At 54.4% G+C, this 25,747-nt stretch carries 20 protein-coding genes; 12 read left to right on the forward strand and 8 right to left on the reverse strand.

The genetic code is table 11. The features are described 5' to 3' along the window. The first annotated feature begins 42 nt into the window (after positions 1–42). Entirely contained in the window at positions 43–621 is a 579-nt protein-coding gene (locus QMG93_RS03985) for an NAD(P)H-dependent oxidoreductase (RefSeq protein ID WP_281933725.1), read from the forward strand. Positions 622–672: 51 nt separating this feature from the next. Here QMG93_RS03985 and QMG93_RS03990 read toward each other — a convergent pair whose 3' ends face one another. From QMG93_RS03990 to QMG93_RS04000, 3 genes are all read right to left on the reverse strand, one after another. Further along, positions 673–2,196, reverse strand: a complete 1,524-nt coding sequence (locus QMG93_RS03990) for an MDR family MFS transporter (protein ID WP_281933727.1) — start codon at positions 2,194–2,196, stop codon at positions 673–675. A 554-nt stretch (positions 2,197–2,750) separates the two neighbouring features. Next, positions 2,751–3,437, reverse strand: a complete 687-nt coding sequence (locus tag QMG93_RS03995) for a queuosine precursor transporter (protein ID WP_281933729.1) — start codon at positions 3,435–3,437, stop codon at positions 2,751–2,753. 192 nt (positions 3,438–3,629) lie between these two features. Then, a complete protein-coding gene (locus QMG93_RS04000; RefSeq protein ID WP_281933731.1) occupies positions 3,630–3,983 on the reverse strand; it encodes a c-type cytochrome in 354 nt (117 codons plus the stop codon). A 227-nt stretch (positions 3,984–4,210) separates the two neighbouring features. Here QMG93_RS04000 and QMG93_RS04005 point away from each other — a divergent pair, with 227 nt between their 5' ends. Both QMG93_RS04005 and QMG93_RS04010 read left to right on the forward strand, forming a co-directional pair. Further along, a complete protein-coding gene (locus QMG93_RS04005) occupies positions 4,211–5,197 on the forward strand; it encodes a lipoate--protein ligase (RefSeq protein ID WP_281933733.1) in 987 nt (328 codons plus the stop codon). Between the two features lie 117 nt (positions 5,198–5,314). Beyond that, the gene (locus QMG93_RS04010; RefSeq protein ID WP_281933735.1) at positions 5,315–6,199 is read left to right on the forward strand and encodes a GNAT family N-acetyltransferase; all 885 of its coding nucleotides are present in this window, start codon (positions 5,315–5,317) and stop codon (positions 6,197–6,199) included. Between the two features lie 181 nt (positions 6,200–6,380). On the opposite strand, the gene QMG93_RS04015 is transcribed toward QMG93_RS04010, so the two are convergent. Then, on the reverse strand, positions 6,381–7,199 hold the full coding sequence (locus tag QMG93_RS04015) for a LuxR C-terminal-related transcriptional regulator (RefSeq protein ID WP_281934202.1): 819 nt from the start codon (positions 7,197–7,199) through the stop codon (positions 6,381–6,383). A gap of 534 nt (positions 7,200–7,733) precedes the next feature. Here QMG93_RS04015 and QMG93_RS04020 point away from each other — a divergent pair. The 4 genes from QMG93_RS04020 to QMG93_RS04035 all read left to right on the forward strand — a co-directional run bounded on the left by QMG93_RS04020 (position 7,734) and on the right by QMG93_RS04035 (position 16,003). After that, complete coding sequence (locus QMG93_RS04020; protein WP_281933738.1) at positions 7,734–8,954, forward strand: Bcr/CflA family multidrug efflux MFS transporter; 1,221 nt, start codon at positions 7,734–7,736, stop codon at positions 8,952–8,954. A gap of 241 nt (positions 8,955–9,195) precedes the next feature. Next, a complete protein-coding gene (locus QMG93_RS04025; RefSeq protein WP_281934205.1) occupies positions 9,196–14,541 on the forward strand; it encodes an S-layer homology domain-containing protein in 5,346 nt (1,781 codons plus the stop codon). 78 nt (positions 14,542–14,619) lie between these two features. Then, positions 14,620–14,829, forward strand: coding sequence for a dockerin type I domain-containing protein (locus tag QMG93_RS04030; RefSeq protein WP_281933741.1), 210 nt, complete (start codon positions 14,620–14,622; stop codon positions 14,827–14,829). Between the two features lie 382 nt (positions 14,830–15,211). Beyond that, on the forward strand, positions 15,212–16,003 hold the full coding sequence (locus QMG93_RS04035; RefSeq protein ID WP_281933743.1) for a potassium channel family protein: 792 nt from the start codon (positions 15,212–15,214) through the stop codon (positions 16,001–16,003). 76 nt (positions 16,004–16,079) lie between these two features. Here the strand turns inward: QMG93_RS04035 and QMG93_RS04040 are convergent, their stop codons facing one another. The 3 genes from QMG93_RS04040 to QMG93_RS04050 all read right to left on the reverse strand — a co-directional run bounded on the left by QMG93_RS04040 (position 16,080) and on the right by QMG93_RS04050 (position 19,953). Beyond that, positions 16,080–16,745, reverse strand: a complete 666-nt coding sequence (locus QMG93_RS04040; RefSeq protein ID WP_281933745.1) for an NAD(P)H-dependent oxidoreductase — start codon at positions 16,743–16,745, stop codon at positions 16,080–16,082. A gap of 192 nt (positions 16,746–16,937) precedes the next feature. Further along, the gene (locus tag QMG93_RS04045; protein ID WP_281933747.1) at positions 16,938–19,283 is read right to left on the reverse strand and encodes a sensor histidine kinase; all 2,346 of its coding nucleotides are present in this window, start codon (positions 19,281–19,283) and stop codon (positions 16,938–16,940) included. Then, positions 19,261–19,953, reverse strand: coding sequence for a response regulator transcription factor (locus QMG93_RS04050; protein WP_253412011.1), 693 nt, complete (start codon positions 19,951–19,953; stop codon positions 19,261–19,263). The genes QMG93_RS04045 and QMG93_RS04050 overlap by 23 nt, the downstream gene beginning before the upstream one ends. Before the next feature lie 245 nt (positions 19,954–20,198). Between QMG93_RS04050 and QMG93_RS04055 the strand changes: the two genes are divergently transcribed. From QMG93_RS04055 to QMG93_RS04070, 4 genes are all read left to right on the forward strand, one after another. Further along, entirely contained in the window at positions 20,199–20,642 is a 444-nt protein-coding gene (locus QMG93_RS04055) for a hypothetical protein (protein ID WP_281933748.1), read from the forward strand. Positions 20,643–20,752: 110 nt separating this feature from the next. Then, positions 20,753–21,145, forward strand: coding sequence for a transcriptional repressor (locus QMG93_RS04060; protein ID WP_281933749.1), 393 nt, complete (start codon positions 20,753–20,755; stop codon positions 21,143–21,145). Continuing rightward, positions 21,124–21,960 carry a DNA-binding response regulator gene (locus QMG93_RS04065; RefSeq protein ID WP_281933750.1) on the forward strand — a complete coding sequence of 279 codons (837 nt, stop codon included), beginning with the start codon at positions 21,124–21,126 and terminating at the stop codon, positions 21,958–21,960. The genes QMG93_RS04060 and QMG93_RS04065 overlap by 22 nt, the downstream gene beginning before the upstream one ends. Before the next feature lie 133 nt (positions 21,961–22,093). After that, positions 22,094–23,551 carry a catalase gene (locus QMG93_RS04070; protein ID WP_281933751.1) on the forward strand — a complete coding sequence of 486 codons (1,458 nt, stop codon included), beginning with the start codon at positions 22,094–22,096 and terminating at the stop codon, positions 23,549–23,551. A gap of 123 nt (positions 23,552–23,674) precedes the next feature. Here QMG93_RS04070 and QMG93_RS04075 read toward each other — a convergent pair whose 3' ends face one another. Continuing rightward, a complete protein-coding gene (locus QMG93_RS04075) occupies positions 23,675–24,391 on the reverse strand; it encodes a GntR family transcriptional regulator (RefSeq protein ID WP_281933752.1) in 717 nt (238 codons plus the stop codon). A 247-nt stretch (positions 24,392–24,638) separates the two neighbouring features. On the opposite strand from QMG93_RS04075, the gene QMG93_RS04080 reads away from it, so the two are divergent. Then, positions 24,639–25,616, forward strand: coding sequence for an SIS domain-containing protein (locus QMG93_RS04080; RefSeq protein WP_281933753.1), 978 nt, complete (start codon positions 24,639–24,641; stop codon positions 25,614–25,616). Positions 25,617–25,747 lie beyond the last annotated feature (131 nt).

A 25,747-nucleotide genomic window follows, 5' to 3' on the forward strand; every position in this document is an offset into this window, starting at 1 on the left:
TACAAAGTTAGTGAATGCTAACTAAAAGGAGCGGATTCAGTCATGAAAAAAGTTTTGATCGTGCAAGGAAATCCGGTAGAGCACAGCTATGGATGGGCGCTTGGAGATTCCTATGCGGAGGGAGCCGCGGCTGCCGGGGCCGAGGTTCGGATGATTCGTCTGGCGGAGCTGGATTTTAACCCGAATCTGTCGGGCGGTTACAAAAATAAGCTTCCATTGGAGGACGATCTGGTCAAGGCGCAGGAATCGATTCGGTGGGCGGAGCATCTGGTCTTTACGTATCCGATCTGGTGGGGCGGTCCGCCTGCGCTGCTCAAGGGCTTTCTCGACCGCGTCTTCCTGCCGGGCTACGCTTTTAAATACAAGAAAGGCTCCTCGCTGCCCGATCAGCTACTCAAAGGCAGGACGGCGAGGCTGATCGTGACGATGGATTCGCCGCTCTGGTATTACCGGCTCGTGCAGGGCCAACCGGGCCATCGGATGATGAAGGTGTCCACGCTGCAGTTCTGCGGCATCCGGCCCGTCAAGGTCACCTCCATCGGGCAAGTCGGCAAGTTGACGGACCCGGAGCGGGAGCATTGGCTGGTGAAGGTGAACCGTCTGGGACAAGCGTTGGCGTAAGCGGAAAGAAGCCTGTGCCTCCACGAGGGGGACACAGGCTTCTTGCGCATATCAGTGGGAAGCCGCTGCTTCGGCCGCAGGGTCTAGCTTCTCCTTGCTCATCGCGAAAGCTGCAACCAGCGCCAAGCCTGCCGGAATCAGGCTCCATGCAAACGTCAGAACGACGGAGGACGACAGCCCTTCCGCGATCGTGCCCAGCGCTTGCGGAGGGATCTGGGCCCGGGTGGCCGGATCGAGCAGCGCATGCGGGTCGCCGAAGTCGATGCCCTTCGGGGCTGCGGCTTGACCGCTACCTGCAAAGGCATCCGTCAGCTTTCGGGTCAGCGCATGGCTTTGGACGATGCCGAATAGCGTGATGCCAAGCGTCATGCCGAGCGAGCGAAGGAAATTGAGCGTAGACGTCGCCGCTCCACGCTGGCTGGCCGGGAAAGAATGGATCGCCGCGTTGCTAAGCACGGAGAAGGAAGCTCCGATGCCAAGGCCCGTCAAGATCATGTACAGCGTGACGATAAAACGCGACGATTCCGGCGTCAAGGTCGTGAGAAGGGCGAGACCCAGCACAAGCAGAGCCAGCGTCGGAATCATGATCGACCGGAACGGCATCTTCGTCATCAAGAAACCGCCCAAGGTCGCCGTAACGACCGAGCTGAGCATCATCGGCAGCAGCATGAGGCCGGAATTGGTGGCCGTTCCGCCAAGCACGCCTTGAATGAAGATCGGAATGTACACGGAGGCCGTAATGAACGCCGCCCCGCTCAAGATCCCAACGGCATTGCTTGAGGCGTACAGACGGTTCCGGAACATGCTGAACGAAATGATCGGCTCTTCGGCGCGCTTTTCCACGAACAGGAACAGCAGGGTAAGGACTGCGAATCCGGCGAATAAGCCCAAGATTTGAACCGAGCCCCAGGCATACTGCTTACCGCCGAGCTCCATCGCGAACATGAGGCAGACGACGGCTCCGACCAGCGTCATGGCGCCCCACCAGTCGATCCGCTGCTTCGAATGAACCGGCGACTCTTTATAGAAGAGCGCAATCATGACGAGCGAGATGAAGCCAAGCGGCAGGTTGATATAGAAAATCCAGCTCCAGTGGATGTAATCCGTGATGTAAGCCCCGAGCAGCGGGCCGAAAATACTGGACATGCCGAATACCGCGCCGAACAGTCCGCCGAGCTTCCCACGGTTCTCCGGTGTGACGGTGTCGAACATGATCGTAAACGCAATCGGCACCAACGCCCCGCCGCCAATGCCTTGAATCGCGCGGTAGATGCTTAATTGTACGATCGAAGTCGCCGTTCCGCAGAGAACGGAGCCGAGCATGAAGACGATGATCCCGAAGACGAAAAATCGTTTGCGTCCATACATATCGGATAGCTTGCCGAAGATCGGCATCCCTGCCATTTCCGCGACCATGTAAGCGGAGGTCGCCCAGACGAATTTATCGAGTCCGCCGAGTTCGCCGACGATCGTTCCGATCGCGGTCGCCATGATGGTATTGTCCATCGAGGCCATCAGGATCGCAAGAAGCAGCCCCGCTAGGACCATCCCGGTTTTGTTGGTTGATTTGCCCATGAGTTGATGTCTACCTCCGATATGAAATGTTTTAAGCTTTATATACATACTATACCTTAGCCTAACTGACAACTGGATGTCAGGATTCAGGGATTGGATATAAAGTTTTTTTGAAGAGACGGGGAGCGCGGGAGACTCGCAAAAGAGGGTGTACTTTCACATGGCGGACTAATTTTGGCGAAAAATGTCCTGTTAGCTAAGTGTTCATGGCTAAAACGTAAGCGGAGAAAAACCGCCGATTCGCTTGACCGGCCTTCGGTGGTTTTTCTCCGCTTATTAAAGTTTCACTACAGTGCGCCGTGGGCTGGCGTCCAGAAGTGGTAAATTAATCACATTTGGTGAAATTCGTTCCAGTGTGGAGCGCGATGCAAATAATCGGTCAAAAAAATCCCATTTTGTAGAGTATACTCCGTGGTCCGATTGGTAAATCCGAAGGGAGAAGCATTTCCTATCGCATCGGTTGCAGGTATCGCATGCCGATGGGGCATAACGTGGCCCCTTAAACAACAAAGGCGCTCCCGCCGCATATGCGAACGGAAGCGCCTTTATAACGATCAAGCCCCGTCTTCCTTGATACGGAAGCTGCGGGCGATGTAGAGCACCGGCGTCGAAGCGGCGGAGATGACGAACTTGAATAAGTAGGTCGTCAGCAAAATTTGCAGCCAGACATCCAGCGTATACACCCCGACAAAAGCGATGGTGCAGAAGACCAGCGAGTCCACAAGCTGGCTGAGCCCCGTGCTGCCGTTCGTCCGAATCCAGAACTGGTTGTATACGGGAAACCGTTTCTTCAGATAGCTGTACACCCTCACGTCGAGGAACTGGCTGATAAAATAAGCGCATAGACTAGCCGCGGCCAGTCGCGGCATTAAACCGAATATCGTCTCGAGCGAGCTCTGTGCGATGTCGCTTTCCTGCGGCGTGAACACGAGCGCCATCTGCATGATGACTGTCGAAGCGACCAAGCTGAAAAAGCCAAACCATACCGCCTGCTTGGCTTCCTTCGTCCCATACTTCTCGTTGAGCAGGTCCGTTGACATGTAGATCGACGTGTAGACGGTGTTGCCGAGCGTCATCACGATGCCGAGCAGCTCGATCGTTTTGACGACTTGGATGTTGGCCAGCACGGTGGCGAAGCCGATCCAAGCGTACAGTCCTTTCTTCCCGAACAATCGATAGCAAAGCAGAAACAAAGCAAAATTCACGACAACAAACAAAATTCCCCATGCCAAATTAAACACGTACCGTTTCCCCCTTAGTTTTGATAACGCGGGATGGTCTCGAACCGCGGATGGGCCGGAAGCCCGATCGAATAACAGAATAGCAGAAACGCCCAAGAAAAGGAATGGAACGATTTTACATAAAAAATCCCCTGAAAGCCGCAGCATCGTTAGACAACGTGCGGTTCAGGGGATTTTCGCGCAGAGAGGCCCTTATTTCTTAGCGGCAAGCCAGTCGCTGATGGCGCTGGTATCGGCATCGGACAGTCTGCCCTTGAATGAAGGCATTCCTCCTCTGCCATTCGCAACAATTGTCGCGATCTGGTCCTTGGAGTACTTGCCGCCTACCTTCGTCAGGTTCGGGCCGACCCCGCCTTCAAAATTGGCACCGTGACAGCTGATGCAATTTTGCTTATAGATCGCTTGGGCATCCACGGTAGCGGTTCCGCCTCCCGGGGCGGGGGTTGCGGCTCCTTGATTCGCAGGCGGCGGCGTTTTGGCAGGCTGATTACAAGCAGACAGCGATACGGCAAGGAGAAGGGCGACACATACGAATGTTTTGTTCATCTGGCGAGCTCCTTTGGAAGAATGCTTGAGCTTGTCGGCCGGGGAATCCTGGCCATCAACAAGCTTCGATCCCTGTCCGTTCAGGGACGTCTGGTCTAGGGTTTCCTGCGCCGTTATTTTCATGCACGACTGCGGCGGACAAGACGCTCGATCCGGGCTGCGGCCCTTGCTATAATAGAGCTGGAACGGGAGCTTGTCCGTTCGAACAGGAGAAGGGGGAGAAGCCCATGCTTTTCATTGACAATAACGGCATTACCGATCCCGCATTAAACCTGGCGCTGGAGGAATATGCTCTGAAGCAGCTTCCGGCGGACCATGATTATTTGTTGTTTTATATCAATGAGCCGTCGATCATTATCGGGAAAAACCAGAACACGGCGGAAGAGATTAATCGCGAGTACGTCGAGGGACGCGGCATTCATGTCGTGCGTCGTCTTTCCGGTGGCGGGGCGGTATACCACGATCTCGGCAACCTTAATTTCAGCTTTATTACGAAGGATGATGGCAAGTCCTTCCATAATTATCGCAAGTTTACCGAGCCGGTGATCCGGGCGCTGCATCGGCTTGGCGTCGAGGCGGAGCTGACGGGGCGCAACGATATTCAAGTCGGGGAGCGGAAAATATCCGGCAATGCGCAGTTTGCCACCAAAGGGCGGATGTTTACCCATGGCACGCTGCTGTTCGATTCGCAGATGGACCATGTCGCGTCCGCGCTGAATGTCAATCCGGAGAAGTTCAAGTCGAAGGGCGTGAAGTCGGTCCGCAGCCGGGTGGCGAATATTACGGAATTTTTGAGCGGGCCGATGACGATTGAGTCGTTCAGGCAGCATCTGCTGGACTCGATCTTCGAAGGATCGGAGGTTCAGCGGGTTGAGCTGAGCCCAGCCGATTGGGATGCGGTGCGGCAGCTCGCGGACGAACGGTACCGGAGCTGGGACTGGAACTACGGCAAGTCCCCGGCGTTCAACGTTCACCGCGTGAAGCGCCTGTCTGCCGGCACGTTCGACGTCCGGCTGTACGTGGAAGCGGGAGTGATCCGTGAGGCCGCAGTATATGGCGATTTTTTCGGCCAGGGGGATGCGTCCGAGTTCGCCGCCAAGCTGCAAGGCGTCCGTTACGATACGGCTGCGCTGGCCGGGATACTGGACGATGTGAATTTGCAGCACTACTTCGGACAGGTGACCAAGGACGAGTGGCTGGAGCTGCTGTTATAGGCGCATGTTGGCGGGATGCTTCGGGAAAAAATGATTGTAAACCAATCATTATCCACCGGAACCTACTCCACGACGGTATACTAAAGATTAATATGGTAATGAAGTGGAGGAAACAGATTGAAATTGATCGGGAAACAAGGACTCTCGGAGCAAGAGTTGAGCGATATTCGGGCACTCGCAGACCTGTGCAACGCGGAGGACGGCATTACGCTGAAGCTGAACTGGGAAATGCTTTCCGAACGGCCGGCCGGGGTGACGGACGACTTTTTGATGTATGAAGGGGAAGAGCTTATCGGGTTTCTGGGGATCTACTCCTTCCGGTCGACGGAAGCGGAGATCAGCGGCATGGTGCATCCGCAGCACCGGCGGAAGGGCGTGTTCACCCAACTGGCCGATGCGGCGACCGAAGAATGCAGGCGCCGCGGGATTCCGAAGCTGATCTTTATATGTCAGGAGCGCTCGGTTTCGGGCAAAGCGTTCCTGCAGGCCCGGGGAGCGGTCTATTCCTTCTCCGAGCATTGGATGGAGATGCGGGTGCCGGACAGGCAACCGCCGCAAGTTCCGGATACGCGGCAAGCGGAAGCTCTGGAGCTCCGCTTGGCGACGGCGGATGATGTCGAAGTACTGACGGAGCTCAACCAGCAGGGGTTCGATATGTCGTACGAGGATGCCAAAGAATTCGCGGAGAAAACCGTAGCCGACGGGAAGGAGAACACGTATGTCGCGGAGCTGGGCGGCAAGCCGATCGGCAAGCTGGCTGTACGTGTGGATGAAGGCGGCGCCTTTATTTTCGGTTTCTGCGTATTAACGGAGTACCGGGGACGCGGGTGCGGACGGGAAATTTTGGCCCGGACGATGGAGCGCATATACCGGGAAGGCGGGACGGTCCGCTTCGAGCTGGAGGTTGCGGCGGACAATCCCCGGGCGCTCGGACTGTACGAGTCGTGCGGCTTCCGGGCGCTGAACGCGAACGATTATTATACGATTGAGCTCGGCGGTTAGGGCGACACTTGATGATGCAAAGGAAGCAGGAACCTTGGAACGTAAAGGGGCCTGCTTTCTTGCGCTTGAAGACGTTTTTGATATTTCAAATCCTTGTATTTAAATAGAAAAAATGGGATATAGACTATGACGAAGCAAAAAAGGAAATTGGTGATGATTACATCGATATGCCGTATTGATATTACGTAAACTTTCGGATGAAAGCCGACTTACTGTTTACCCCTGTCTTATCATATACGGTCTTCAAGATGGTTCGTACGGTGTGTATCGATATATAAAGAGACTGTGCAATTTGGGTATAAGTATACCCTTGAAGCCAAGCATAGGCTACTTCTTTCTGGCGTCCGGTTAGTTGATAGGTTTCAAATGTCTTATATACGATTTCGTGTCCCGTATTTATTCCATCCGTTTGAAGCCGTTTTTCTGTCATTCTTGCGATATGCTGCAATAAAGGGACTGCAAACGTCGGGTCGATCTCGACCGGGAAAGTTAAATTCACGTAGGCTTGGATCGTGCCTTTCACTCTTATCGGAGCACAAATGCAATTCCAAGAGTGAAATAGGTTAAGTGTATGTTCCATGCCCTGAACCAGAGCGATCATTCCTGTCTCCATAGTCACCGCAATGGCGTTATACCCTGAATGTTCAACCATAACCGACGTCCCGGGTCCGATGTTCAGCATGTCTATCCTCTGCAGAATATCGTCATTCCCTTGAAGCTTCAGGATTACCCCGGAGGTATCGACAATAATAAAAAAATGCGCGGCCTGCAAGGTCTCTTCGATGGCTTTGATTTCATTTGACAACACTTGGATCAGCGTCGATTGCTGTGCAATCTTTTCTTGTAATCTTGTAGAAGAGATGCGAGGGAAAATCTGCTTATCGCGACATAAACCAACGGACCTTATTCGCTCTTCCCATTGCTTTAAGACATCATACTCCAAACTGGCTATACCTGCGACTGCTCCGTTTCTATTCTGCTGTACTTTTGGAAAGATCATCACGAATTCATCCCCTTCCTCATGCCAAGAAATTAACCCTCTTTCACAATGATAAATATACCAAATTTTAAATTAAAAGGTAAAATTATTAATCAAAAATAATAAAATATACCTCATTTGTGGTATTAATTACAGTTTATGCATGATGTACCATAAATTTAACTTCAAGTCTTAACTGAAATCGGTAGATTCATTACCTAAGAAGATCTTGCTAGAGCAAAAATTATCGGACGGATGGACATCATTCGCTTTTCCGCTTCCACGAGAACTTAAAGAAGGGAAGTATGACCTCGTCTGGACGTTGGAAGAGCCGGTTTTTCTGATGAAAACAACCAAAATCAGGCTACTCATTCCCGATAGCTCAAATGATTGAGCCTATATCTGGGGCCACGGAGTTGCAGTTGAGCTATCTTTTCGTTGACTTTCATTTCATCTTGTAACTATAATTGTTACAGGATAGGAGGAATGGACAATGAAAGATATTTGGAATAAAGCCCTGAACGCATCCATAACGGAATCTGGAGGCTTGAGATCATGAGCCGGATCGAAGCTTCGGCCCAAGGCTCCGTGCCGTCGCGCCGGATATGGATGGTGTTCATCTTAGGCTCGTTGTCCGCTTTCGGGCCGCTGTCGCTCGATATGTATTTGCCCGCATTGCCGAAGCTGGCGGACGAGCTGAGCAGCAGCACGTCGATGGCCCAGCTTAGCCTGACGGCTTGTCTGCTCGGGCTCGCTCTCGGCCAGCTGTATGCCGGGCCGGTCAGCGACGTGCGCGGCCGACGGGTGCCGCTGCTGATCGGGCTGATCCTCTACGGCGTATCTTCGGTGCTCTGCGCTGTTGCGCCATCCGCAGAGCTGCTGGTATTGCTGCGCTTTATCCAAGGGATGGCGGGCTCCGCAGGAATCGTCATTTCGCGGGCCATCGTGCGGGATATGTACTCGGGAACGGAGCTGACGAAGTTTTTCTCGCTGCTGATGCTGGTAAACGGGGCGGCGCCGATTCTTGCGCCCATCGTGGGCGGGCAGCTGCTGGAAGTCACCTCTTGGCGCGGTGTGTTTGTCGTGCTTGGCCTGATTGGCGTCCTGATGCTGATCGCGGTCGTGCTGGCCCTGCCGGAGACGCTGCCGCAGGAGCGTCGGTCCAAGGGAGGCCTGGGGAATACGCTGACAACGTTCCGGCGTCTCCTGAGCGACCGGACGTTTATGGGCTATGCCCTGGCGCAGGGCTTCGTCATCGCCGCCATGTTCGCCTACATTTCGGGCTCGCCCTTCGTGCTTCAGGATATTTTCGGCGTATCGCCGCAAGGGTTTAGTGTCTGCTTCGCGATTAACGGCCTCGGCATCATTCTTGCAGGGCAGGTCACGGGCCGGCTGGCCGGACGGGTCAGCGACAAGCGGCTGCTGGTCAGCGGGCTGGGGCTCGCTTCGGTCGCCGGTGTAGCACTGCTGCTTGCGATCGTATCGGGAGCCGGGCTCTATGCGATTTTGGTGCCTTTATTCTTCGTCGTATCCAGCGTCGGGATCGTGTCAACGGCCGGTTTCTCGCTGGCGATGCGCAATCAGAGCGAAGCGGCGGGAAGCGCCTCGGCTCTGCTCGGCGTACTGTCGTTCATCTTCGGCGGGATTGTGGCGCCGCTGGTCGGTATCGCCGGCAATCAGACCGCCGTGCCGATGGGGATCGTCATCGCCGCAGCCGATGTCAGCTCGGTGCTGTGCTATTTGCTGCTCGTGCGGCGGCATGAAAATAAAGCTTGATTGTTTGCGGTCCTCCGCAACTTTGCGACCTTCCGGTGCAGGAAGGTCTTTTTTTTGCGTTTCATGAAAAGAAGGAAGGGGCGTTATCCTTCTGTTTTGTGAGTTTTGTTACATTTCGTATCTTTCATGGAGATTTTTTTCTAAAAACTGCTTAAAGGTACTCGATTTTGCAATGCTTTGCGAGTAAAATAGCTAAACAGATACAAAATGTATCTTAACTTTGGAGGTGCCTATATTGGCTATGTCCTTAAAGGTTCGCCGTTTTATCGCTGTCATGTTGTTCATTATTTTACTTGTTCCTCATCCGGCCTACTTGCCATTCTCGGGATCGGCCGCAGCGGCGGATTCTTCTCCGATCCGCATTACCGGGTATTATCCGGAGAGCAAGGTGCTTGTCGGGAACGAATTTCGCGTAGCGGCCAATGTGGACAGCACGTATGACGTTAAGCAGCTTTACGCCGAGGTCGAAACGGCCAGGGTGGATTTGACCAAACTGGATTATCCTTTCTGCACTCGGTTGGCATGCTACTATTGGACCGGCCAGCTTCGAATCGCGGGTCTGTCCAAAGGCGAAAAAACAGTTAAGATAACCGCCGTCGATTCCAGGGGGAATAGGGATACGAAGAGCTTTCAAGTGATTTACGACGAGAAGCCCGTTATCCAAATTGCCAGCCCGGCGAACAAAGCGGTGGCGACGCCCAAGCTGCGGATCCAAGCTTCTTGTACGGACGACGATGTCGCAATCGGCTGCACGTCGCTAACGGTTAAGATTGGGGATTTAGGTCAAAGCCTTAGCGGTGTGGATCGGATTGATGAGGAAGTTTCTTTGGCTTCATGGGACGGGGGGACGGTCCGGCTGGTTTTTACCGCAAAAGACTCCAAAGGGCAGGAGGGCGTAACGCAGCGGGATATCAGTATCGATTCCAGCGACAAGCTCTCCCGGATGGATGCGGTTGAAGGAGAAGCGATTCTGGATATTAGTCCGGATCGTATCTTGTACGCCAAGCCGGATAAGGATAGACCTTTTACGGATTACGTAAGACTGGAAATCAAGAATCGGCTGACGGGTCAAGTGACGTCCGTTCCTGCCTTGCCCGATCAAGCCCCTAATAGCGGCTCCCCAGGTTATTTAACCCCTCATGGCGCTATCTTTATTTCGGAAGACGTGAATAATCATGAGAGCAGCGTGGTGGAATGGCGAGACGGACAACTGCTTGTACTGGGCAGACCGGGTTCTATCGGTAATTTCAAGGTTAAAGGAGATTATGCCTTATTCGATAATGCTTTAGGGAATTACGTAGGTGACGGATACACGCTTGTACTCCGGGATCTGGCGTCCGGAACGAACCGGGAAGTATTTCCGAAGGGGCGCTTTGCCGGCATGGATGTAACGGCTAACGGAGAGGTCGTTTTCTCGGCAACGTCTAGCATGAATCAAGGCACTCACAATATTTATAAGTGGAGCCAAGGTGCACTAACTCAAATTACAAATGATACGGTTAACAGCAACATTAATCCGCTAACCGACGGAAGCTCGATTGTATATGCTCATCGATTGGACCCAAATCCAATGAAGCAAGCCGAATCCATCATCGTTCTGGGTCCGTCAGGATCACAGACCTTGAGTACGTTCGACAAAATGACGACAGCAGGCACCGACTATCAGATCAATCAAGGATGGGTCGCTTTTGCGAAGGAAGGATCGAATCGGATTCGACAAATCTGGGTTCAAGCCCCGGACGGCACGAAGCAGCAAGTATCCGATCTCAGTTCCGATAGCAGTATTGTTTCGCTGACGAATCGCGGTGACGTTGTTTTCAATAATTACCCCACTTTCTTTAAAGGTAAACTGTACCTGAGCGAAAATCCCTCTACCGGCCGGGGCGACTACGTGTACATCTCGTCAAAACTGTTAAAACCGTTGTGGTTGCAGGGAAAGTGGATCGGGACGATTAATGGTACGCTATTCGCCGTCCGTACGGGAGCCGCAGGCACAACTCCGCCGACTTGGCCGGAGGCAAGCCGCTTGGATGCCGCGGAGGTGACGTCAAGCAGTGTCCGCTTGTCTTGGAACGCCGCGGAGGGCGATACGGCAGTGGCAGGCTACAAGCTGTATAAAGGCGCGGATTTAATCGCAACCGTCACAGGGACGACGTATGACGTTGCCGGGCTGACGCCGGCGACGGCGTACCGGTTCAAGGTGGAAGCAGGGAATGAGGCAGGCAACTGGAGCACAACGGGACCGGCCGCGGACGTCACGACGAAGCCAGGGCCGGTGAAGGATACGACGCCACCGGCGGTCGTCGCGGTGAGTCCGCATAATGGTCAGACGGTATACACGTCATCGCCGAACATTATTGCGACGGTAGTCGATGATGAGTCCGGCGTCGATCCGACGTCGGTTGCCGTAAAGCTAGCCGGGAAGCCGGTTCCGGCGCAGTATGTGCCGACCGCTTCAACGATAGTGGCGCTGACGGGGAACGTTCCGAACGGGGCGCTGCCGCTAACGATCGACGCGGCGGACAAAGCAGGCAACCGGATGCCGACGTGGACGGGAACGATTCGTGTTGCAGTGAAGAACGATGCGGATGGCGTGACGTATTTGGCGCTAGGCGATTCGCTTGCTGCGGGCTTTTCACCGACACGGACCATCGGCCTGGGCTACGCGGACTTCTTTGTGGAGAACCTGCGGGAAACCGGCTATTTGAACGAATTCGTGAAAAATTATGCGGTGCCAGGCTACACAAGCGCTCAGGTTCTGGCCGACATTCGCCAAAATGTCATCAAGGACGGCGCCGGGATCGGTCTGAAAGCGAATATCCGCCGGGCGGGCGTCATCACGCTGGATGCCGGAGCCAACGATCTGATTCAGGCGCTGGAGGCAAACGGGTATACGTTAACGGAGGAGCAGATGCAGACGCTCTTCGGGCAGGTGTCGGGGAATCTGGCAGCTATCCTGGCAGAGATCAGACAGCTTAATCCTGCGGCATCCGTATACTTGATGGGCTATTATAATGCATTCCATAACGCGTCGCTGCCGCCCGAGAAAAAAGTGGCTTTGCTGAAAGCGCTGGATGTGTTCAACGGAGCTATTGCGGGTGTGGCGCGGCAGGCAGGCGTGGTGTTCGTGCCGACGAAAGACGCCATTGCGACGGACTATGGCGCCTACTTGCCGACTGCGGATATTCATCCGAGCGTGGAAGGATACCGGGTGATTGCACAAGAGTTTTGGAAGGCCGCACAGCCGTCGTACTTGTGGCCAAGAGGCAGCGCTTTGACGGCGACGGGGGTGACGGACAACGGGCTGAAGCTGACATGGTCGCCGGCGGGCGCCGGAACCGCAGCTTACCGCGTGTATCGGAACGGTGCGGAGCTGCAGACCGTGGCCGGGAACGTGTACTCGCTGGATGTGACGGGACTGGCCAAAGATATGACATATGCATTCAAGGTGGAAGCGAGTCAGGCTGCGGGCGTATGGACCAAGAACGGACCGGCGGTGACGGTAAAAACCGGGGCAGGGGCTACCGATACGACGCCTCCGGTCATCAGCGGCGTGTTTCCGGCGGATGGCCAATCCGTGACAGTGTCCAATCCGCATATATCCGCAGTGATCACGGATAACGGGACAGGCGTCGATCCGGCTTCGGTGACGGTAAAGGTCGACAACCAACGCCTGCAGGCAGCCTACGGCGGGGCGACTCATACCGTAACGGCGGCGGCCTATGGGCTCGCGAACGGCAACCATACGCTGTTGATCCGCGCGGCAGACTTGGCCGGGAACTGGAAGGAGTCATCCAGTCGCTTCGTGGTCAACGTCGGACAGGAAGAGACGCCGGGCTGGCCGCAGGGAAGCGCGTTGACCGCGTCGAATGTGACCGCAAGCTCGGTTGCGCTGAACTGGAATCCGGCTATCGGGGTTGTTCGGTATGGGCTTTACCAGAAGGGCAGCCGGGTCCAGACGGTCGCGGCCAATGTGTACTCTACGACGGTAGCGGGACTGCAGCCGGATACGGCGTATACGTTTAAAATCGAAGCGGAGCTGAAGGGAGGCGTCTGGACAACGGATGGCCCGATATTATCCGTAAAAACATCGTCCGCGCCCTCTACGGATACAACGGCTCCTGTTATTACCGACGTCGTTCCGGCGAACGGCGTAACGGTTGCGACCACCACTCCGGCGGTATCCGCCAAGATCACAGATGCGGGCTCCGGGGTGAAGCCGGATTCCGTGAAGATCAAGGTCGGCGATCAGTCGCTGAAAGTGACCTATGACGCAGCAACCTCGACCGTAACGGCGGCGACGTATTCTTTGGCGAATGGCAGCTATACGCTGCAGATCAATGCAGAGGATCAGGCGGGGAATAAAGCCGAATCCAAGACGTCTTTTACGGTAAGTGTCAGCAGCACATCGGCGTGCTGCACCAGCTTCGGTTGGGGCGGCGGAGCTGCATCAACGCCGGAAGGAACGTTCACGAAGCAGCAAATCGAGGAGCTCATTAAGAAGGCGGGCGATACAGCCAGCGTGACGATCGAGACGGGTAAATCGCACGAGGTGACGCTGCCCAAGGAAGTTGGAGAGCTGCTGCAGCAAGCGGACAAAACGCTGAAGGTCGACGCCACTGGCGGATCGGTCGACATCCCGGCTTCCGTGCTCTCGGCACTGGCGAAGCTGGCAGGCAGCGACGCGACGATCAAAGTCCGGATCACGCCGGTTGACCCTACAGCGGAGAACGTGCTTATCCAGGCGGCAGGGCAAGCGTCCGGCGCGGCCGTCCGCATCGGCGGCTCGTTCTACGATATTGTCTTGATCGCCGTCGAGAAAGACGGCACCGAACGACGCTTAAGCGGGTTCGATCAACCGGTCACGTTGACGCTGCATGTTAACACGACGGACACGGAGCTGCCGCTTGTCGGGGTGTATTACTTGAACGAACAGCAGCAGCGCTGGGAATATGAGGGCGGTGAAGCAAGCACGGAAGGTAACATCCGCGTGGCGCTGCGCCATACCTCGAAGTATGCGGTGCTCGAATACAAGAAGTCTTACGCCGACGTAGCGACGACACATTGGGCACATCGGTACGTTCAAGCGCTGAGCGCAAAGCATATTGCCGAAGGTGTGTCGGGCGACAAATTTGCGCCGGAACAGCTTGTGACGCGGGCCGAGTTCGTTGCGCTGCTCGTGCGTGCCCTCGGATTGCTGCAAGCCTCGGCCGACAAGCCGCTGGCGTACAGCGACGTGGAAGCGAATGCGTGGTACCATAGCGCGGTAGCCTCGGCGGTTCAAGCCGGTCTCGTGCAGGGAACGGACAGCACGCGGTTTGCGCCGGATGCGCGGATTACCCGCGAACAGATGGCGGTGCTGCTGGTGCGGGCGCTCGAACATAAGAAGGGCGGCGTAATGGCGGTGGAAGGCAAGCTGGACGGTTATGCAGACGAAGGAGATATCTCCGCTTGGGCAAAAGCCGAAGTAAGCCGGGCGATTGGAGCCGGACTGATGGAAGGCCGCGAAAACGGCAAATTCGTGCCGGCCGCCCAGACGACCCGTGCAGAAGCGACGACAGTCATTTACAAGCTGCTGCAAAACTAACCTGTTTCAGCAGGGCAGAAGTACGTTCACGCTGCAGCCGATTCACAGCTTGCCGACAGCCGGAGAGGAGTTCGAACCATGCCGGGGCCGGTGAGCTTGACCGTGCACGTCGGATCGGCGGATTTCGACGGGGACGGCCGGACGGGCTTATGCGATCTCGTGCTCATTTCGCAGCATAGCGGTACGCGTGCCGGACAGCCGGGGGATGACAGCATGTACGACTTGAACAACGACGGCGTCATCGACAACGCGGACGTGCGGTACGTGGCGGACAAAGTCGCAGGTTGACCATTTCGCGCAGCATCGCTCCTTTTCGACATTCAAAAAGCGTTTCACGGGGAACATTGTACAAAAAAGTCCTTTCCGGTCGACGGAGGGGCTTTTTTGCAGTTAAAGGTTATCGAAGCATGCCGCAGCTAATAGATTTAAGGAGGAGTGCGGACAACGCCGGTCCGCAAGGCCCGGATAATCTTCTTGTAGATAAATCATATACCGTCATATAATGAAAAATATTGAAATTTGAACGAAATCGTCGGAATACGGCGGGATGAAACGGACAGCGGTCTGCCCTGCAAATATGAGAAGTCATGACCGCTGCACGCAGCAATGTGGATAATTCTTCGGCTGGGCATCGAACTGTTATTCGTCATAGCGAAGGAGAGAAAATCGAGTGAGGTTCTGGTTCCAATTCCGCAAGCTGTTTTTCTCCGTGTTCCAAATCCGGATGAGAACCTTATCGTTCGCCACCGGGCTGCTGGTGCTCACAAGCGCGGTTCTTATGCCGATTCTGGAGCCGGAGCAGTTTCCCAGGGTTTACGACGGACTGTGGTGGACGGTCGTTACGCTCGCTACGGTCGGCTATGGGGACACGTTTCCGAAAACCGATCTTGGGCGATTGTGGGCCATTCTGCTCATTGTCGGCGGGGTCGGTTTGTTTACCTTATTTATCGGGAGGCTCTATGAAATGCTGGTCGAAAGGCAAGAGAGAAGGAAGAACGGAGACTTGGATTATACGAAGCACGGCGGCGGCCATGTCGTCGTCATCGGCTGGAGCGGCCGTGCCCGGATCACGATCAAAAACATCCTCAAAAACGAGCCGTCCACAGACGTCGTGCTGATCGATGACCGACTCGCAACGGCGCCGCTGGACGAACATAACTTCCTGTTTATCCGGGGGATTCCTTCCAGGGACAAGACCTTGCACCGCGCCCGGGTAGCGGAAGCCCGGGAGATCCTTATTTTTGCCGACGAGTCGCTGAAGGTGGAGAACCCGTACAATGCCGATGCCCGTACGGCGTTCATACTCACAAGCGTCGAACGGATCGCGGGGATGGTTCAGACCACGCTGGAAGTGGTGCTCGAAGAAAATCTGGCTAACTTTACGAAAATTGCCTCGAACACGCATTTTAGAATATCCGACCAGTCGTTCGCCGAGCAAATGTATGCGGGACCCAAGCGATAGGCGGCGGACCGGTAAAACAAGCAACCCCTTCTTCCTCTATGGGTCGAAGGGGTTTGTCTATGGGGCAAATCGAGAATCAGTTCACCCACTGCACGACTTGCTCAAGCGATTGTCTTGTTTTGGGGCGTGGTTCGCTTACGCGGTAGCCGAAAGCAGCCATGCTGGAAATGCCGAAGTTGCCTTGAAGAATCCCTTCTTCACGAAGCACCTGCTCTGCCTTCGCTTTGTCGAACCCTTCGATCGGGCACGAATCGATGCCGATTTGAGCGGCTGCCGTCATCATGTTGCCCAGAGCGATATAGGTCTGCCGGGCTGCCCATTCGAACATGACGCGTTCGTTGCCGAGCAGGTCGAAATCTACTTCCAGAAACTTATGGTAGATATTGGTGAAGTGGGCGCGGATCTCTTCCGGGAACTGCTTGACGTTCGTCAGCATGTTTTGAATATAGTCGGAATCGGCGACCATATCGGCTTTCGTACGGGAGAGGATGACGACAAAATGGCTGGCGGTCGGCAGCTGCTTGGATGCTCCCCAAGTGAACGGCAGCAGCTTTTCGCGAATTGCCGGATTCTGCACGACGACAAATTTCCACGGTTCGAAGCCAAAGGAGCTTGGCGACAGTCGTCCGGTCTCCAGAATAAAGCCGAAATCCGCGTCGCTGATCTTTTTGCTGCTGTCGAACTCCTTGCACGCATGCCTGAACTGAAACGCCTCAATAATTTGCTGTTTTCTTGCTTCCATAAGTAACGCCTCGCTTTCGGATAATATTGGTTCCTGTTCAGCATTATAACCCTCAACATCCGAATGCGTAAGTACGCACATTTTTGTTATATAGTTCTCATTTGTATACTGTGATGACAAAGAGGCCGCGGGAGCTGTCTCCCGGACCTCTTTTTTTCACGTCCTTTTGCACGGGGTGGCGGACAGTAAGGGTTAAGACGCGGCAGCCTTGACTTCCCGGGCGAACTCGACGCGCACCTTGAAATAGTCCCCGTCGATGTCGATGCGAAGCTGTCCACCCTGCAGCTCGACGATGCTTTTCGCAATGGCGAGCCCGAGGCCCGACCCTTCGGTATTGCGCGACGTGTCGCCCCGTTTGAACCGTTCGAAAATTTCGTCCACATCGAAGTTAAGCTCATAGGCGGCAACGTTGTTGATCGTGAAGACGACTTTGTCCGCTTCCTCGGTTAACGCGAGGTGAACCCGGGTATGCGGCATCGCGTATTTGAGCGCATTGCTGATCAGGTTCTCGAAGACGCGCCATGTCTTGCGCCCGTCCAGCGGAGCGGTTACCTTCGGGTTATCCACCCGGACGCGGAAGGTGAGCGTGGAAGCCTCGATCTTGTCGCTGAATTCGGCCAGCGCCTGCTGCAGCAGGTCGGCGACGTTGACGTGCTCTACCGCCAATTCGACGGACCCGCTCGCCATCTTGGACGCTTCGAACAAATCGTCGATCAGCACCTTCAGCCGCTGCGTTTTCCGGTCCAGCACCTCGACATAGCTTGCGACGGTCTCCGGAGACAGGTCCCTACGCTTGAGCAAATCGACATAGTTCATGATCGAGGTGAGCGGCGTCTTCAGATCGTGGGATACGTTCGTAATCAGCTCGGACTTCAGCCGTTCGCTCTTCGTCTCGCGTTCGACCGAGGTCTTAATGCTCTGCTTGATGTTGTTCAGCAGGTGCGCCAGCCGGGCCAGATTGCCGCGGCCCTTCTCCACGATCGTATGGTCGAACCGGCCGGAGGCGATCGCTTCCGCGCCGGTCAGGATGCGGACCAACTGCCGGATTCGGCGTAGGAGGTAGGGAACGACGACAAATGAGTAAAACAGTACATATCCCGCCGACCAAAGAAACGGGCTAAAATTGCCGCGGAACCGGTTGTTCATCATATAATCGACAGCAGTGATCAGGAGAACACCGAACAGCAAGGTCAGGACAAAGATCAAGCCGGCCTTAAATAGGATGTTTCTATGGATCAGGGCATCCCGAAAGTACCTCTCCAGCTTGCGGTAAAGCCCCGCGTTCCACTGCTCCCGAAGCGCCAGCGGATTGCGCAGCAGCAGCACGGCATCGCTAAGCAGGAGGCCCAGACAGCCGATCAGCAGCGCCAGCAGCGTCAATTGGGCGAAATGGCTCGGACCGACAGGCAGCCGGAATAAGGCGGCGGAGCTTCCGTAGCTTAACGCAAACATGGTCAGAACATAAAAAAGCAGCAGGCGAAGCTCCAGCGGAATCCCGCGGATGACAGCCGTATAGTTCTGCTGTACAACTTCGATCCCAAAACGATTTCGGCGCAGGTAAAAGATCAGCGCGGCGGCGGCCGCCACGACGGCCCCCAGCAGGTACAGCTCATAAATTAACCGCTCCCGCAGCGTATTGAAGTAAGCGTGGTCGGCAATCATTTGACTGAAGCCTCGGGGCTCCTTCGGAAAAAGAAAAATGCCTTCCAGCCGATACTGTTGGAAAGAACGGTTGATCGATTGAAGAGCGCCGCCTTCCAACGTCGTTTGCGGTAAGCGGATGGCATAAAACGCCGCAGTCTCCTCTCCCGTATATGGATCCCTATCCCGATTGGCATAGATCTCACCGGTTTCGAGGTCTTTGACATAATATTGAAAGGAGCCGCTGCGGGCCGACAAACTGTGTTTGACGGCAGCATATTGTTTGTTATGAAAATCAAGATAGTTCTTGATTTCCTTCTCAATCCGCTCGTTTTTCTGCCGCTCTGCGTTCGGTAAGATGTTGGCCTCTGTGTCTTGCAGTAAGGCAATTTCTTTTCTAATACGCGCAATCTCGGCTTGCTCTTCAGCGTCCGGCGGGTTCTGCGCGTCCTGACTTTGTGCCTTGGCCTGCTCCGCTCCTGACTCTTCCGCGGAATTGGCGGCCTGCTCCCGCTTTTCCTTTGCTATCGCAACTACATCGCCCAACAACGTCTGAAGGTTCAGGATTTGATGCTGCACTTCTGCCTTTCTTTGCTCGACCTCGATGTTTTTCACCGTTTCAAAATGCCGGGTCCATTGCTCCATCCGGGCCTGCCCGATCTTCTCGGCATCCGTCTTATCCTCCCAATGGTTATAGACCACATGAACGTTCCGAAACAGATTGAAATGCTGCTGAAGCTGCTCGTAGAAGGCCGGAGAGCGAAAGTAATAATCCTTCTGAAGATATTCCTGATTCTTTAGCACGTCCGAGGCTGCGAGCAGCCCAAGCGCAATCAGGTAAGAGAGCAAGCCCCAAGCCAGCCAAGGGACGAGCTTACTTCTCGATTTTGTAGCCAATGCCCCACACCACCTTCAAATATTTGGGCTCCCGCGGATTGATTTCGATTTTCTCGCGGATTCGACGCACGTGTACCGCTACCGTATTCTCGCCGTTGAAATACGGCTCTTTCCATACCTTTTCATAAATCTCCTCTATCGAAAACACACGCCCCCGATGCTCGATCAAGAGCTCAAGAATTCTATATTCGGTCGCCGTCAGCCGGACCTCCTCCTGGTCCACGAAGACAGTTTTGCTGCGTTTGTTCAGCACGAGGCCCCGGACTTCGATCTCGTCCTCGTTTGCCTTGTAATGCCCCAACAGCGTGTAGCGTCGAAGCTGGGACTTCACTCGGGCGGTCAGCTCCAGCGGATTGAAGGGCTTGCACAAGTAATCGTCGGCGCCGACGGTCAGCCCCAGGATTTTGTCCGTATCCTCGGATTTGGCGGACAGCATGAGAATCGGAATATTGCGGCTCTCGCGTATTTTGAACGTCGTCTGAATGCCGTCCAAGCCGGGCATCATAACGTCCAAAATGATCAGGTGGATATCTTCCTTCTCCAGAATGTCCAAAGCCTCCAAGCCGTGGCTCGCTTTGAACACGTTCATATTCTCGTTCTTCAAATAGATTTCGATGGCGTCCCGAATCTCCGGTTCATCGTCGGCCACCAGCACATTGTACTTCTGCATGATCTTACTCCTTGAATGCTGCATTCGAATTTACGGCTGCTTGCAAGCGCATATGTCTATATTAAAGGAGACTTTTGTCAAAAAAGCTACCCGTTTTCTTACAAATTTCTTACGAAGCAGGGGAACGGGGTAAATCAAAGTTGATTCGTGTGTGGAGAAATATGGAAAGTTGAGCTAAAATGATAGAAGATGAAGCGGCTAGGAGTCAAATCATGCAACCAGTAACAAGGGGAAAAATACAATTCATGAAGCATGTTCTGGAAGAGGACCCTTTTTATTTGGTGATCGGGGATATTCAGGAAGAGTCCGATCCCGACCCGGATGTGAAGAAAAACGCTCTGCAAGCGTATCACGAGTTCTTGAACGAGTACTCGTCATTGAGGTGCGGAAGCGTTGTACTCTTTGGCCGGAAAGAGCTGCCGGACTATCAGTTCCCCGTAGCGGATATGCCCGGCGGATTCGAGGAATGGGTATGCATTGGGAAGATCGAACCGTATCCGTTGTATATAAATAAACAGAACGGACGAATCTGTTGTTTGACCGGCGATCCGGGAACGGAAATAGAAATTCGGCATTTCGGAGATTTTCATGAGTTTTTGGAAAGCTATGTTTTCGGTGAAAAATACGTCGAAATCGGAGGCAGGGACGATTGGTATGACCTGCTGAAACAACGAGGCCTATTAAAATAAACGGGGGCACCGCGCAGGCCGGCTCCGGCAGACCTACTGCTTCCTTAGCTCTTGACCTTCACCCTAATTAAATTTATACTAAGTCTAAATACTATTAAGGGGTGAGCCTGATGAGCAGATTGAATTTAACCACGCAGCGCAAAGCGATCCTGGATCTAGTCCAAAGCTGCGAGGATCATCCGACGGCCGCCGAGATTATGGAGCGGCTGCGTACGAACGGCCACCAATTTGCTTATGGCACGGTGTACAACTCGCTTCGGTACTTGACGGATGCGGGGTTGATTCGGGAACTCAAGCTGGGGGAGACCGCCAGCCGTTACGACGGAAGAACGGAAGACCATTACCATATCGTGTGTAAGAAGTGCGGACGGGTCGATGAAGTGCTGTCCGCGCCGCCCGCCGATTGGATTCGGGAGGTTGCGGCGAAAACGAACTACGACGTGCATCACAGTCAAGTCGTCTTCGAGGGGGTATGCTATTCATGCAAGCATCCGAACGCGTAATGCAGCCGCTCATGCGGATGGGTTATTCACAAGCCGAGGGAACCGGAATGGCCGACGCGGAGCGCCATGCCGGAAGCCCGGCGGCTCCTATGGCTCCAAGCGCAGGAGAAAAGGCTAGCACGCGGCCTTTCCTGTGCGCCGAAACGAAGCGCGTGGCTGTCATCAGTCCATTCCCCGGGGCGCTGCATCCGCTGATCAACGGACTGGCAGGCGAGTGCTACGACGTTCTCGTGTTTCACCGATTCGAGGCCCAGGTCATGAATGCGTTGGCCGTCGATCTGTTCGTATTCGACGTGACAACAGCGGAATGGGAAGGCGTGGCCGGCATTCGGGAGGCGCTCGCTTCCGATCCGAAGAAGCAGGCCCGTTCGGTGCTGCTGGTCGGCGAGCGGGAGATGGAGGAGAGCAGCTTCGCCGGACTCGGGGAGCTGCAGCCGTGGCCGACGGGTCTGCAGGAAGCGATGTACCGGATCGAGCGCAAGCTCAGCGGTCTCGCCGATGCGGAAGAAGGGAATAGCGTCGGCACCTTCAAGGATCTGCAGATCGACACCAAGAAGATGACTGTTCTGCGCGGCGGCAGCCGTATCGAATGCACGAAGACGGAATACGAGATTTTGCTGATGCTGCTCGAAGCGCAAGGGGCCGTGATGTCGCGCGACGAGATCATGGACCGCATCTGGGGCAGCTCGTTTGTCGGCGGCAGTAACGTCGTCGACGTTCATGTGAAAAGCTTGCGCAAAAAGCTGGGCGACAATCCCGCCGCGCCGCAATACATCGCAACGGTGCGCGGGGTCGGATACAGGCTGGCCGACTAAACCGTCGGCCGCCCGCTTCATCCGATCTTCATGAAAAACTCACGGAATGCTCATGATTCGGTCATGCAGCGATGGTACAATGATCTCATAATTTAGATCAAGTCTAAATATAAATGAAAGGTGAGATCAAGATATGAACCATCGTTTGACGACCAATCAAGGCGCTCCCGTAGGAGATAACCAAAATTCGCGTACGGCAGGCCGCCGCGGACCGACGCTGCTGGAGGATTACCATCTGCTGGAGAAGCTGGCCCACTTCGACCGGGAGCGCATCCCGGAGCGGGTCGTGCATGCGCGCGGCGCAGGAGCGCACGGGGTATTCCGCGTCGAGCGGAGCATGAAGCCTTATACGAAGGCGCATTTTCTGCAAGATGTGGGGCAGGAAACGCCCGTATTCGTTCGGTTCTCAACCGTAATCCACGGCACCGGCTCGCCGGAGACGGCCCGCGATCCGCGCGGATTCGCCGTGAAGCTGTACACGGAAGAAGGCAATTATGACATCGTCGGCAATCACTTGCCGGTATTCTTTATCCGCGACGCGCTGAAATTCCCGGATATGGTGCATTCGCTCAAGCCCGCACCGGACACCAATATCCAGGACCCGGCAAGGTACTGGGACTTCATGACGTTGTCGCCGGAATCGACGCATATGCTGACTTGGGTGTTTTCGGATCACGGTACTCCCGCCAATTACCGGCAAATGGACGGCTTCGGCGTACACGCGTTCAAGTGGGTGAATGCGGAAGGCAAAGTCACGTACGTCAAATATCATTGGAAATCGCTGCAAGGCGTCGTGAATTTGTCCGCCGATGAGGTCCGGGAGGTGCAGGGCAGGGACTTCAACCATGCGACGAGAGATTTGTTCGACCAGATCCGGGACGGGAACTTCCCGCAGTGGGCGCTGCATGTGCAGCTGATGCCGCCGGAGGACTTGGACCGGTGGGGCTTCGACCCGCTCGACGCGACGAAAGTATGGCCCGAGGATGCGTATCCGCTGCACCGGATCGGCACGATGACGCTGAAGCGGAACCCGGACAACTTCTTCGCCGAGGTCGAGCAGTCCGCTTTCTCGCCGAGCGCCTTGGTGCCGGGGATCGAACCTTCCGAGGATAAGCTGCTGCAGGGCCGTCTGTTCTCCTACCCTGACACGCAGCGCTACCGGCTCGGCACGAACTATCTGCAGATTCCAATCAACTGCCCGTATGCGCCGGTCCGCAACCATCAGCGGGACGGAGCGATGAACGTGAAGCAGGATACGTCCAAGGTCAACTACGAGCCAAATAGCGCTTCCGGCAGTCCGCAGGAAGACCCGGCCTATGTGGAAAGCGAAGCGCCGCTGACGGGTCCCGCGGTCCGACAAAAAATCGAGAAAACCGACGATTTCACGCAGGCAGGCGAGCGGTACCGCAGCTACACGAAGCAGGAGCAGGACAACCTGATCCGCAATCTGATCAACGATCTGAAGCAGACCGGGCAGGACATTCAACTGCGCGCCATCTGCAACTTTTTCCGGGCGGATGCCGAGTACGGGATGCGTCTCGCGCAAGGGCTCGGCATCGATATCCAAAGCTTCCTTCCGCGTTCGAATTAAAAACGGGAAGACCGCTCTCGTGAAGCTGCTGCGGGAGCGGTTGTTCCGGGGAAACGCCGTGTTCTAAGACAAGAATATCGTCTCATGAAAAGTCACGTTAATCGTGGCTTTTTTGTTTTGGGGTTAGATATAAAATTTTATTTTATCGCCGACGATATATTGGTCTCCGTAATGGATGACTTTCATGTCGGGGGAGTATACCGGTCCCTGAATCATCAAGAGAGGATATCCTTTTTTTACCTTTAAATGTTTGGATTGGAACGCATCGGCAAACACAATCTGGATCGATCTCCGGGTCCTGTTCAGGACAACGTGAAATTGATCCCGCAGCGTCGCATAGAGCGATTTGTTCGTCAGGTCTTCGTCCAGCAGCGACATATATTGGGGAGGAAGATACGTGAAGTCCATCATGACGGGCACGTTATCGGCCATCATGACGCGCTTGATGGAAACGATTTCGGAATGGACGGGAACACCCATCGCCGTTGCAAGCGACGAGCTGGCTTCGATTCGTTTTTGCTCGATGACCTCCGAGGAAGCGGCAAGTCCGTTCATCTTGCATATTTCCGAAAACCCCAGGATGGGCCCGAGCTCTCTTTCGATTTTGTTAGAACTGATAAAGGTCCCCTTACCTTGCTTCCGGGTGAGCAGCCCCTCCTCAATAAGCTCGTTAATCGCCGATCGAACCGTCCGGCGGCTAATCGAGTACATCTCGCACAATTCAAATTCCGTAGGCAGCTTCTGTCCAGGCTTGAGCTTGCCGCTGGCCAGTTCGTCCTTAATAATCTGCTTCAACTGAATATACATCGGCACAACATTATCTTGTTCCAGTCTGCTCATATTTCCACCTTCTCGGATCTAATCTCCGTAACGGAGCACCAGGGATATATTAGAACTTACACACATTATAAACCATTACGCAAGAAGAGTATAACGACATCGCTGCACAATCGTCTCCGGGGATATTTTTTATTTTGCTGTTGAATTTGTACAAAATCTATAGTAACATAACGTACATCACGTTACAATACGATACATTATGGGATGTAACGTGATGAATATAAGCAAACAGGAGGCTACAATTTCTATGAATCAAGAGCATGCACAACAACTGAAAGCGGCGATCGAGGCAGTAAAATCACGTGAGATCGGCAACATTTACTTTGTTGCTTGCGGCGGCTCGATGGCGACTCTCACCCCGGCGCAGTACATTCTTGACAGAGAAATCGATATTCCTTCGGCTGTTTACTCATCCAATGAATTTATTCTTCGATCTCCGAAAGCGCTTAACGAAAAATCCGTCGTTATCTCATGCTCTCATTCCGGCAATACGCCTGAAACCGTCGAAGCGACGGAATTTGCCCGTTCAAAAGGCGCGTTGACAATTAGCCTTTCCCATCTTGTCGACTCGCCGCTCTGGAATGCGGCCGAATACAGACTGCATTACGACTGGGGAACGGAGGCGCGTGCGGAAGAAAACAATTACGGCATTTTATACCGATTGATCTTCGGCATTCTCAATACGCTCTATCCGAACGAAAAGTATGCCCGCGCCGTGGCCTCCGTCGAGACAAGCCTTCACGACGTGTTCGAACGAAACAAAGCTAATACGCTGGAAGCGGCTAAAGCTTTCGGAAGCGATTACAAGCGGGAGCCGATCATTTACACGATGGCGAGCGGCATCAATTACTCGCTGGCTTACTCGTTCGCCATTTGTCTTCTTCAAGAGATGCAGTGGATTCATTCCAGCGCGATTCATGCCGGCGAATACTTCCACGGACCGTTCGAAGTTACCGATTACGACGTACCTTTCATTATCATCAAAGGAATCGGCGAGACGCGTTTGATGGACGACCGCGCACATGATTTCTGCCAGAAATTCTCCGACAAAATCGTACTCGTCGATGCGGAAACGTTCGATATGGAAGGCATCTCGGCCGAAGTGCGCAATTATTTCGCCAATCTGGTCGCCGGCGTTGTGCTCAGACAGTACGCTCAGTATTTGTCGGAGTTTAGAGGACATCCGCTGTCTGTCCGTCGTTACATGTGGAAAATGGACTATTAATATTTGCCGCTTGAATGAAAAGATAGGCTGTCGTATGTTTTGGTTATGGCGTTTCCCGGTTCGGGAACTACCGCCATAACCAAAACGGCGGCAAAGAAGCGGCAGGCGGGGATTGACGTATCCAAACGGAG

The organism is Paenibacillus tyrphae, from assembly GCF_027925525.1.
In the GTDB taxonomy this organism is placed as follows: domain Bacteria; phylum Bacillota; class Bacilli; order Paenibacillales; family NBRC-103111; genus Paenibacillus_G; species Paenibacillus_G tyrfis_B.